Genomic DNA, 10,174 nt, shown 5'->3' with positions numbered 1-10,174 from the left:
CAAATATTTTTAACGAAGGCAAGCAAGCACCCAGGAATTCAAAAACGGGAAGTTAGGGGCGAGGAAACAATATTTCAGCCACGCCCCTAAATAGGATTTCCATCGAGTGCTCTGATCACCACTTTATTTGAGTGTCAACCATGAAAAAGATAAGCGTAATCGGGACGACAGGTAGCGGGAAATCAACATTCGCTAAGCGCTTAGCCAGTAAAATTGAAGCTAGGTATGTTCAAATGGATCAGCTTTTATGGAAGTCCCATTGGGTAGAGTCTACCGATGCTGAGTTCCTGCCAAAAGTCGCCGAGGCAGTATCTGGAGATTCGTGGGTTATTGATGGGAATTATAGCCGAACAAATGCCATTAAATGGCAACATGCAGATACCATCATATGGCTAGATTTTTCGTATTCGCGAACATTACTGCAATTGTTTAGACGTACCGTAACCAGGGCAATATCAAAGCGAGAGCTGTGGACAGGCACTGGCAATAAGGAGTCATTCTTTAAAGCATTTGCCTCTAAAGATTCAATATTCCTTTGGTTCTTTAAAACCTACCCGAATAACAAGTTACGCTATATCGCGTTAATGTCTTCGCCAAAAGTGCAGCATGTTAACTTTATCCGCTTGCGCAACCCCAGCGAAGTGGAACAATTCCTGCTGAACCTAAATCCCCCAACTCACTGAGAGACATACTTACGGTTTTCAGTCAAAAAAATGCATCCGCACTCATCAGGAAAAAATATGAATTTCGAAGAACTCACTGAGCAACAGATAATCGATATCGCCAATCCGATTATGGATAATTTGATGCAAGCATCGACGGACATCGACCACGAACGGCATGTGCGCGATTTTACCGACAGGGCAAAAGCCATTGTCACCAAAGAACATCTCGAAAAAGTCTGCACCACCTACCAAGCCGAAAAGGGAACATGGTTAAAGCGTGAGGTGGTTGCTGTGTTTCGTCGCCCAGACTCTGCTGCTATTATTTGGAAGCAGCTTGTATCCAAGGCCAAAGGTGAATATGTAGCAGAAATTGTGCTGATGCATCGTAACGGTAAATTCTTAGTTGATCACGCCATGGTGTTTTAAACTTGAACATAAATAGTGCTCACGTATTTCGTCAACAATAAGGTTAATGTCATGAGGTTTTTTGCTTGCGGTCTATTTTTGTTCTTAGCGGGTTGTGCCGCATCGCCCGCCTATGTACCCGAATCGCAACAGCTCGACACCTCGCTGTTACCGCTGCCAGATACAACCGTTTCGATAGCCAACCTCAGTAGCTGCACAGACTCTGCCGAAAAATCCATTCAGATAGATTCAAAATCCCCCATTACCATTTTAGTTCACGGGTGTAATGGTTCTGCCGGTCGCTTTAGATCATTGGCACAACTGTATGCATTTCACGGCCAGCAAGCCATTTGTTACAATTATGAAGATAGGGCCAGTTTGCTAGAAAGCGCAGACAAATTAGCCTTAGCCGTAAATGCCTTGGCCGAAGCAACCAGCAATCAAAACATCGCCATTATTGGCCATAGCATGGGCGGCTTAATCTCGCGCAAGGCAATGGAAGATAATCCTAAAATCGCCAACCCCCTTAGCGATAAAAATTTAGAATTAATCACAATATCAGCGCCGCTCTCTGGCATTAAAGCCGCCAATCATTGCGGTATCGCCCCCCTGCATTGGTTAAGCGCAGGTATTATTCCCGGTATTTGTTGGGCCGTAACAGGGAATAACTGGCGTGAGATTTCCTCATCAGCCGACTTCATCCGCTATCCAGAGCCATTGATTCCCTCCGTGCAAAAGTACCTTAAAATCGTGACTAACGAAAAAGATACCTGCCGCCTGAAAGCCACCGATGGTAGCTGTATTGAGAGTGACTATGTTTTTAACCTGGCCGAGCAGTATCACCAAAAAATTGATAACTATGAAAATATTACTGGCGTTCAGGTAGATGCCGGTCACGTCGAAATTGTAGGGAATAAAGATATCGTGCCTCGAAAATTATTAGCCATTTTACAAGAGTACAATATGCTTTCTTACACCCCGAGAGATCGAAAGGAAGCGCTTGAAAAATTACTCGCCGAGCTTTACTGAACCTGAGGGTAAACCATGCAACCGAAACCCGTATACATACTGAACTACCTCGCTTTAAGTTTTTCATTAATCGCTTGCGCAGAGTTCAAAGAAACAGGGCGCACCATTGGCCACGCAACAAAAGATATCACCACATCCATAGGCCACGCCTCAAGAGATGCGGCTAAGTCGATTGGCAAAAATACAAAAGAGATGGTCTCTGACATCACCGATGATGAATAAAAACATGAACTACGACAACTACATTAACTACAATGCATTTTGCCGATCACTGGCCGCAACAACCCATGTAGTGCAGTGGGGCGAATCCCATGTTTGGAAAGTGGGCGGAAAGGTCTTCGCAATTGGGAGCCACAATAAAGAAGGCATGCCAGCTTACTCCTTCAAAACTTCAGAGCTTAATTTTCAAATTTTGTCTGATGAACCAGGCTTTAGACCCGCCCCTTACCTCGCTTCCCGCGGTTTAAAATGGATACAAAAAGACGGCCTCCCCGGCATTATCGATGATGAACTAAAGAATTATTTGATAGATTCACACCGCATAGTTTCACTTGGGCTAACAAAGAAAAAACAGAAAGAATTGGACCTTAATCAGGAAGGCTAGCTTCTGAATGATGGTAAGGCTCATGCTAGGGAAGGTGAGGCGTCGCGCGCATTGGATAAGGGTACCCAGTGTCGTCAACCTTTCGGGGCGCGATCTTGAGCCTATCATGCATGGCGTAGTAGGTGGCTGCGAGCGAGCGCAGATCCAACTCACGCCGGTCTTTTCAAGCTAACCTAATACCTGCCACGATGGGGCATATACATCAAGCGGATCAGTTAAAAAAGGGCATCTAGTTAGATGCCCTTACTCTCTACTCGAATGAACTCAGCAACGCTTAAATGGGTCTAGCTCTAACCTCCACGTAATGAGCCTGCCGGGGCTTTGATGGATAATAAAGCTTATAAAAGCGATCGTTTGAATCTAAATTTTGAGGAACGCCATCAACATACACATCATCCAGCTCAAAGCCTGCCGCTATATCAAAATACAAATACATCGACTTAGAAGACCAAAAAGTTAACCAAGGTTTCCAGTGACCATCTTTGATTGATGTAAATCTTTGGGTCCGCAGATTCGTTACACCTTCAGTCTCCTCTATATAAGCCCTCGAAACATTTCCTCTATCATTACAATTCCCTTCTAATCTCCATTTGGCAACATCATTAGATGAATTTTTAATGTAATCATGATTCTCCTCTGGAAAAGTGCCATTTACATTAAATGCGTATAGATTTGCCAGTAAGGGAAAATCACCAGGGGTTACATTATCGCCAAATGTTTCATTATTAGAGTTAGACCATAGCTTATTCCCATAGACTACTCGCTCAGCATTCGGTTCATCTAGCCAGTTCGGATATAAGGAGCAAGCTGCCGTGTACTCTCCGCATACTTCTAAGCGAGTCCAGTGCCCAGGCCTATCTTCAGGAGTTATTGATGTAATGCCGTCTCTCAAATACGCAGCGCCGTTTTCAAAAATATAATTTCTCGGTAAATTTGATGCGTATATTACGTCATTAAACCGTACTTTAGTGCCGACCCCTCGATACATTGCGTCCCATCGCCATTCAGAAACATTACCTTCAGCACATAACTTTCCCGGTAATAGCTCAGTTTCAACATGTAACTTGTTCGGATTTAGCGTAATAGGAAATGAAACTTTTTCCGTACTCCCACGATAACTTCTGTTTTCGAGAGTGTTGATAGCTTGCCAATTGGTTACACGATAATCATCCGCTGGAGATAAATACAATAGCTTTCTACCCCCTTCAGCCTCATTATATTGATACTTAATAGGCGCAGACATTGTCCCAGAATAATTTGCAGCATAGCCTGCTTCATTTGGGGAATAAATAAATATATTTTTTAGAATAGTATTACGTGGAATTTTAGACTCTATTTCTAAAGATTTCACTTTTGATCCTGATGCTCCCCTTACACCTAGTATCGACTTCTTAGGTTTCACCAAAACTTCCACTAGATTATTGCTGACATTACCTGATTCTAACTCAGTAAAAAACAAATTTTTATTGGTTCTCCACTGAACTACGGCATCACTGCTATCAAAATAATTAACATCCTCCTCTTTAAGTGATTCGATTAAAAGACTAATGCTCGACCCTATCGGAGCCTTTATTACATTATTTACGCTACTACCATTATATTTAACTGACACATTCGAACTGTTATAGTCAACATAAACTTCACCTAACGGTCTTTTCCCTATCTCAAAAACAATTGTGTCTCCAACACGACGAATATTCCTCAATGATAGTCCAGACGCATTTCCGTCCCACCAATCACTAGATGGATTGGTAAGGCCATTGAAACTTTCATTATTTGAAAAGTAATCACCCTGATGGATATTTGGCTTAATCACTGGCAATGTATCACTAGATAATAAATCGCTGTCGCCATCAGCTTCAACCAATTCAACAGAGTAGTGGAGATTGTCGCTATTTTCTTTACGCTGGTTAACTTGGAAATCTGTTGGCGAAGCGTAATATGAGGTATGCCATATTAGCAAACCGCTTTCACCCGATGGCGTTGATACACTACGCAGAGAATGACCATCTATAGCTGGATTTTTTTGACTGCCATTCACGCGTGCTTCAATATAGAAACACTCATCGACTGCTGATGCAGGCCGACAATACTGAAATGAAGGTGCTCGGTTAATATCACTCCCATCAGCTTGCCAATCGACAGTAAATGTTTCACCTTCTGCAGCATTAGTAATGTCTATTGGATCTTCCAGCCCCGCAAGTGCTCTATTTTGTGCGTTAAGTAAGGGGGGGTCTACGTCAGGGATACCAATTGAGCCCATTAATGAATGATCGGCAACCCCGTATGACTCATACCAAAACGTTGTATCAACATTTGGGAAGGTGATTGATTTATTTTGAAAATCCAAGGAATTCGGATTAATAGGACCGGTAGTGATTACCCCTTCATGTGTTGTTAGCTCGCCTTGTGTATCATATAGATCCTTAAGACCAAAAAGAGTATGACCAGATTCGTGAGCCATTGTACCTGCCGAATAGGCCCCCAACTGGCCTATTGGTGTAATTTGAATTCGCCCTAATGCAATATTATTGAGACCATGTCTGCCTGTATTTACAGAGGGTATACTTCGCGGCCAAAGGCCTGTACCACTGAGACCATTGGGACTGTCCCCCGGAGTAACCATTTGGAAGAAACTGAGATGTTCAATAAACATACCTCTGTCTGGAGTTACAGGAAGATATTCATCTTCATCAAGTTGATCAAAGGTAAATTCTGATCTTTTACGACTTAGGTTTGCAGAATTTATAGGAGTTGTCTGGAAACTAAAAGATCCAGCCGCTGCATTAAACACCCTATACCCTATATTAACGCCAGCACATCCCCCAAATATTCTGCAATTGACGTCATTAGCTAAATCAGAGAGAGGTCCGCCGGACAAATCCGCGGCATGATATGAATCGGCTGTTTGTGTGGCCTCAGTCCCAAAGGCCCTTAGTGAAATAATATCGTGCTCATCTGAGCCGCCGCATTCGTAATGATCCCTTGTATCTGGAAGGTCTACTACGACAATTGTATTGTCTAGATCAAGCTTTCCCCTTGAGTTATCCCAAAAGTAATCTTTTAAGGACCCCATATTACCATTGAGTGAAAAATCCTTTTCATTGATGTACCTAGCAATATCGACCTGCTCGCGCGTCGTGAAATTTTGCTTGGCCACACTTCTGCAAAGGTCGCTTCCGACGGTTGAGTTAGCGAAATTTATAATAATGCTTAAGCCGTTGACGGTCTCTGTTTGAGCGCTGGCTGCGTATGATGTCATAGCCAAGCTTCCGGCCAGTAACGTAGATATAATCCTCATTTTCATCTCCTAATTTATCCTAAAAATACTCACTGAAATGTGAGTATTTCTATAAACAGCAGAGAAGATGAATCGAAAATATACTTGTTAGATATGAGTAGATCCTTACTCAATTTTACGTCAGCACTTCCCTGCCAGAGTGTAAAATACACCGACACACAATTTCGGTCAAGAAATTATTAACATGTATAAAATCGCCACTGTAAACTAACCAATGAGCCCCCAGACACTATTACTTTCACGCTACAGGCACAATTTCTACGACTGCTCAAGCCAGACATTTCAGAAATCAATAAGTGTAGATGCGTTTTTTTGTTATCGTGCCCGCTCGATTAAATGGTTATATCAGGCATTAATGGGAGAACTAATACTTCCCTCCCTCAATCAAATAAAAACACGTCTCTTCAGGGTTTTAGCGTACTGCTCCAACTGCTCGGCGTTAACAATATTGGTATAACTCATCAATAAGCCCTGTTGCCTTGCATTTACACACCACGACGATAATGCATTGGCATAGAGGCCATTTTGAATACATAACTCAGCCAATTGCTTGTCGTGCATTTTGGTCACACCTTTTTTAGGCCGAACAATAATGTGCATGCCGCCGGGTTGTGGATCGATCGTTAAATAATCCCCCAATACCGCCAGCAAGCCCTTAACCGTAAGTTCGCGACGCTGTTTATACAGCCTTCGCATCGCTTCAATATGCCGAGCAAAACGTCCTTCGGCCATGAATTCGGCCACCTGCTGTTGCGTGAGTGTAGGCTGGCTGTCGTATAGGGTTGAATACACATCACTAAAATGTCTAATTTGCGCGCGTGGCACAATTAAATAAGCCAAGCGCATACTTGGAATTAACACTTTACTGAATGTCCCCATGTATAGAACACGATCATCTTGATCAAGGTGCTTTAGTGCAGGAAGGGGTCTGCCAGCCATGCGGTATTCGCCATCGTAGTCGTCTTCCACCACAAAGGCATTGGCCTCACGCGCCCAAGCCAATAAAGCCTGCCGGCGCTTGAGTGACAAAGTACAACACAACGGGCTTTGGTGGGCAGGCGTAACAACAGCCATTTTTGCATCCGCCGCTTGCCGGTAACCCTCATCAACATCCATGCCTTGTTCGTCTACCGGAATCGGCACCGGCGTAAAGCCCAAGCGTTGTAACAGCTGCCGTGTTGGCGGATAACCAGGATCCTCTACCCAGGCTTTACCTTCGCCACCTAAAGCCTGCGCAATAAGTGACAAGGTTTGCCGATACCCCCCGGTGATAATGACTTGCTCCGGATGGCAATCAAACCCTCTAGACACAGATAAATACCGAGCAATTCCCGCCTTTAATTCAGCTAGCCCCGTTTGTGGTGCATTGCGATATGTAACTCGTGGCATTTCACGTAATAGTTTTTGCGTCATCCGCTGCCAAGGGCCCTTGGGGAAAGCATCTAATGCCGGCAACCCCATTTGAAAAGGTACTAAATCAACCTGCTCCCAACTGGTATTTTGACTATCCATTAAAGGTGCTGAAGGTCTATTCGCCGTAGTGCTTCGGGGTTTAACTTGCGCGTGAACAAAGCAACCCAAAGGCCCTTTAGCCACAATATAACCTTCGTCTTTTAACAACTGATAGGCTTCTTCTGCGGTTCCTCTCGCTACACTCCACTCTTTAGCCAATGCTCGTGCCGAGGGTAGGCGGTCATTCGCATTTAGCACACCGGCATAAATCGCATTTTTAATACGCGTATAAATTTGCCGATACCGCGGTGTAGCGGCATCGAAATTAACGGAATGACTGAGAAACGTTTTCGGTTGAGTCATGGTCTAGTAAAAATGTTATTTTTTGGCCCTATGAATGGGGCATAGCCCTCATTAGAATCCTTTACCCTATTATTTTCAATCTTAAAGAGTTGGCTATGACTAAGTTCGCAGTACGTTTCCCAAAAGCTTTGAGCGCATTATTGATCGCCGCAAACCTTTTTAGCCCCAGCGGGTATGCCGAAGAAGAATTTGATTGGGCTGCCGAGGCCGAGCGTCGTGCACATGTGGCCGGCAACCCAATTATCGGTCAACCGCTAGCGCCCATCACACTATTAGATCTCAATAACCAGCCCTTAGCGTTAAGTGAGCACCTAGGTAAACGCCCTATTTACTTAAAGTTTTGGGCAACCTGGTGCGGCCCCTGCCGCGAGCAAATGCCACACTTCGAAAAAATCTCTAAAAAATATGCCGATAAAATGGCCGTGATTGCCGTAAATACCGGCATTAATGACGATATCGACGATGTGAAAGCCTATTTGAAGACGATAGATCTCACCATGCCCGTCGTGCGCGATGATGGCACCTTAGCTGATGCGCTAGAATTAACCGTAACGCCGCAACATATTTTAATTGATCAACAAGGCCGCGTCGTTTGGCTTGGGCATAAAGATGACGCTCAGTTTTTAACCGTATTAGATCGCGTCGCCAATAATAACTATGCCCCAAAAATTGTCAGCCAACCCACATCAAGCCCAGAAAAAACCATTGATATTAACGTGAGTAATGGACGCTTACAGCAGGCTGTGCCCCTAACAACCGTGCATAACAAAAGCATCACGCTACCGACACCCGGCAATAAGCCCACCTATATTTGGTTTACCTCACCGTGGTGTGAATGGTATTTAGCCGACAGCAAACCCTTAATCTCGGAAGCCTGTACTGCATTGCGAAAAATGGCTAATAGCAGCCAGAATTTAGGGCATTGGGTCGCGGTATCTATTGATGTATGGGCCAATGAAGAAGACGTGATTGGATATCTCGATCAACACAAACTCAACATACCCACAGTGTTAGATGATACCAAAGCACTGTTTAAAAGCTTTGGTATACGAAACCTGCCCAGCTTAGTCGTGCTAAAACCAGATGGCACAATCGAGCTGACAAAAACATTCACGTCGGCTAAAGAGGTAGAGTTATTTGCTCAGACGCTATAAAGGTCCATCAAATGGGCTTGTGCCTTTTCGGCTGATAGTGCCTCCCACAAGCCTTCATTATTTTTTGCCAAACCAAGGCGCTCTAATTTATTAAGAGCGTCATCAATCTCGAAATCTATATTAGCTTTGGTATTCAGGGTTTTAAACCACTGCTCTATGGCGCGATCGAGGTCCAATGCATTGCTCGGCGCCACGGCCTGCAATAGAAAAAACCAAGCCAAGAAGGCTTCTTTAAACTCCTCCTCTTCGGCTTCAGCAATCAAGCGATAAAAGACACCGGCATTATTATCTAAAGACTTAAAATACAAGTTTTGTGTAAGCGCTTGAGCAAAACGTAGTTTTCGGTTTTTAAAGGTAGAAAATTGCTTCCAACAATAGCCCGCCAAAGTCCCCAAGCCCGCACCCAGCGCCAATAGCGTCGCTACATTTAGCTCCACAGGCTTTTGGTGTAACCCAAGCCAGAAACCGAAAAGACCACCGAGCAATACTAAAGTCGCACCGAGCTTAGTCGTGAGCACAACAACGCCACTCACTAAAGCGGGCACGCCGATTAAGAGTTTATCGACAGTGCGCATACCAATACGGGTATTAGGGAATAACATTTCCAAATCGGCTTTAGGCACATTGCGAAACAACTTAAGCATCGTCCTACCAGAGCGCCCCAGCAATTGCGTATTATCCCCCAGGGTATTCACGGTTTTAAAGCGCAAGTACAACACAACACGATCATAATTCGTGAAGGTAATGGTTTTTTTACGCAAACCAAACCACTGCGTAATCGATTCTGTTTTATCCGTCACGCCGCGGCAATACAATAAGGCATCATCAAAATCATCAAAATCAATATCGAGCCGAATATTAAACAACGACGATTCCTTAAGCGCAGCTTGCAGGTCATCACGGCTTAAACGAATAAAATTTGCCTGTTTAAGTACCCCTTCAAATAGCGCTTTAAAATGATCGCTCTCAAAAGCTACCGCACCTTGCGGCGCGATACTTACGGTATCTAAATCGGGATCGATCGGCGAATAGGCTTCTATTAATGCGGTTTGTGTACGATGAAACTCTTGATGCAGCAGGGCCTGTAAACGTTGAGCAACAACCGCAACCTGCGCTTTATCCACACGAGTACCAATTCCGCTTAAACAGGCGCTCACTAAATCTTGACTACTTACGGGAATAAAGTGATGTGGCTCTGCCA

General features: G+C 44.1%; 9 protein-coding genes. 6 read left to right on the top strand and 3 right to left on the bottom strand.

Annotated elements, in window-relative coordinates:
- Positions 1-140: 140 nt before the first annotated feature.
- The 5 genes from AC3A8L_RS16390 to AC3A8L_RS16370 are packed head-to-tail and all read left to right on the top strand — an operon-like array spanning position 141 to position 2,703.
- A complete protein-coding gene (locus AC3A8L_RS16390) occupies positions 141-683 on the top strand; it encodes a P-loop NTPase family protein (protein ID WP_487963351.1) in 543 nt (180 codons plus the stop codon).
- Between the two features lie 57 nt (positions 684-740).
- A complete protein-coding gene (locus AC3A8L_RS16385) occupies positions 741-1,091 on the top strand; it encodes a hypothetical protein (protein WP_487963350.1) in 351 nt (116 codons plus the stop codon).
- Positions 1,092-1,142: 51 nt separating this feature from the next.
- On the top strand, positions 1,143-2,099 hold the full coding sequence (locus tag AC3A8L_RS16380) for an esterase/lipase family protein (RefSeq protein ID WP_487963349.1): 957 nt from the start codon (positions 1,143-1,145) through the stop codon (positions 2,097-2,099).
- Between the two features lie 15 nt (positions 2,100-2,114).
- Entirely contained in the window at positions 2,115-2,321 is a 207-nt protein-coding gene (locus AC3A8L_RS16375; RefSeq protein ID WP_487963348.1) for a hypothetical protein, read from the top strand.
- Positions 2,311-2,703 (top strand): MmcQ/YjbR family DNA-binding protein, encoded by a 393-nt coding sequence (locus AC3A8L_RS16370; protein ID WP_487963347.1) that lies wholly within the window; start codon positions 2,311-2,313, stop codon positions 2,701-2,703. The genes AC3A8L_RS16375 and AC3A8L_RS16370 overlap by 11 nt, the downstream gene beginning before the upstream one ends.
- 274 nt (positions 2,704-2,977) lie before the next feature.
- Here the strand turns inward: AC3A8L_RS16370 and AC3A8L_RS16365 are convergent, their stop codons facing one another.
- Both AC3A8L_RS16365 and pdxR read right to left on the bottom strand, forming a co-directional pair.
- Positions 2,978-6,004 (bottom strand): metallopeptidase domain-containing protein, encoded by a 3,027-nt coding sequence (locus AC3A8L_RS16365; protein ID WP_487963346.1) that lies wholly within the window; start codon positions 6,002-6,004, stop codon positions 2,978-2,980.
- A gap of 384 nt (positions 6,005-6,388) precedes the next feature.
- On the bottom strand, positions 6,389-7,819 hold the full coding sequence (gene pdxR, locus AC3A8L_RS16360) for a MocR-like pyridoxine biosynthesis transcription factor PdxR (protein ID WP_487963345.1): 1,431 nt from the start codon (positions 7,817-7,819) through the stop codon (positions 6,389-6,391).
- A gap of 95 nt (positions 7,820-7,914) precedes the next feature.
- Between pdxR and AC3A8L_RS16355 the strand changes: the two genes are divergently transcribed.
- Positions 7,915-8,973, top strand: a complete 1,059-nt coding sequence (locus tag AC3A8L_RS16355) for a TlpA family protein disulfide reductase (RefSeq protein WP_487963344.1) — start codon at positions 7,915-7,917, stop codon at positions 8,971-8,973.
- Here the strand turns inward: AC3A8L_RS16355 and AC3A8L_RS16350 are convergent.
- On the bottom strand, positions 8,961-10,174 hold a 1,214-nt coding region (locus tag AC3A8L_RS16350), incomplete at its 5' end, for a TMEM143 family protein (RefSeq protein WP_487963343.1). The genes AC3A8L_RS16355 and AC3A8L_RS16350 overlap by 13 nt on opposite strands.

It is taken from the genome of Marinagarivorans sp., assembly GCF_982758155.1.
Note: the sequence above shows the minus strand (reverse complement) of the source record. Positions and strands in the feature narration are given on the sequence as shown.

Bases quoted from the DNA above. Each gene is read 5' to 3' on its own strand.
- AC3A8L_RS16390 (WP_487963351.1), top strand. From the start codon at position 141: ATGAAAAAGATAAGCGTAATCGGGACGACAGGTAGCGGGAAATCAACA.
- AC3A8L_RS16385 (WP_487963350.1), top strand. From the start codon at position 741: ATGAATTTCGAAGAACTCACTGAGCAACAGATAATCGATATCGCCAAT.
- AC3A8L_RS16380 (WP_487963349.1), top strand. From the start codon at position 1,143: ATGAGGTTTTTTGCTTGCGGTCTATTTTTGTTCTTAGCGGGTTGTGCC.
- AC3A8L_RS16375 (WP_487963348.1), top strand. From the start codon at position 2,115: ATGCAACCGAAACCCGTATACATACTGAACTACCTCGCTTTAAGTTTT.
- AC3A8L_RS16370 (WP_487963347.1), top strand. From the start codon at position 2,311: ATGATGAATAAAAACATGAACTACGACAACTACATTAACTACAATGCA.
- AC3A8L_RS16365 (WP_487963346.1), bottom strand. From the start codon at position 6,004: ATGAGGATTATATCTACGTTACTGGCCGGAAGCTTGGCTATGACATCA.
- pdxR (WP_487963345.1), bottom strand. From the start codon at position 7,819: ATGACTCAACCGAAAACGTTTCTCAGTCATTCCGTTAATTTCGATGCC.
- AC3A8L_RS16355 (WP_487963344.1), top strand. From the start codon at position 7,915: ATGACTAAGTTCGCAGTACGTTTCCCAAAAGCTTTGAGCGCATTATTG.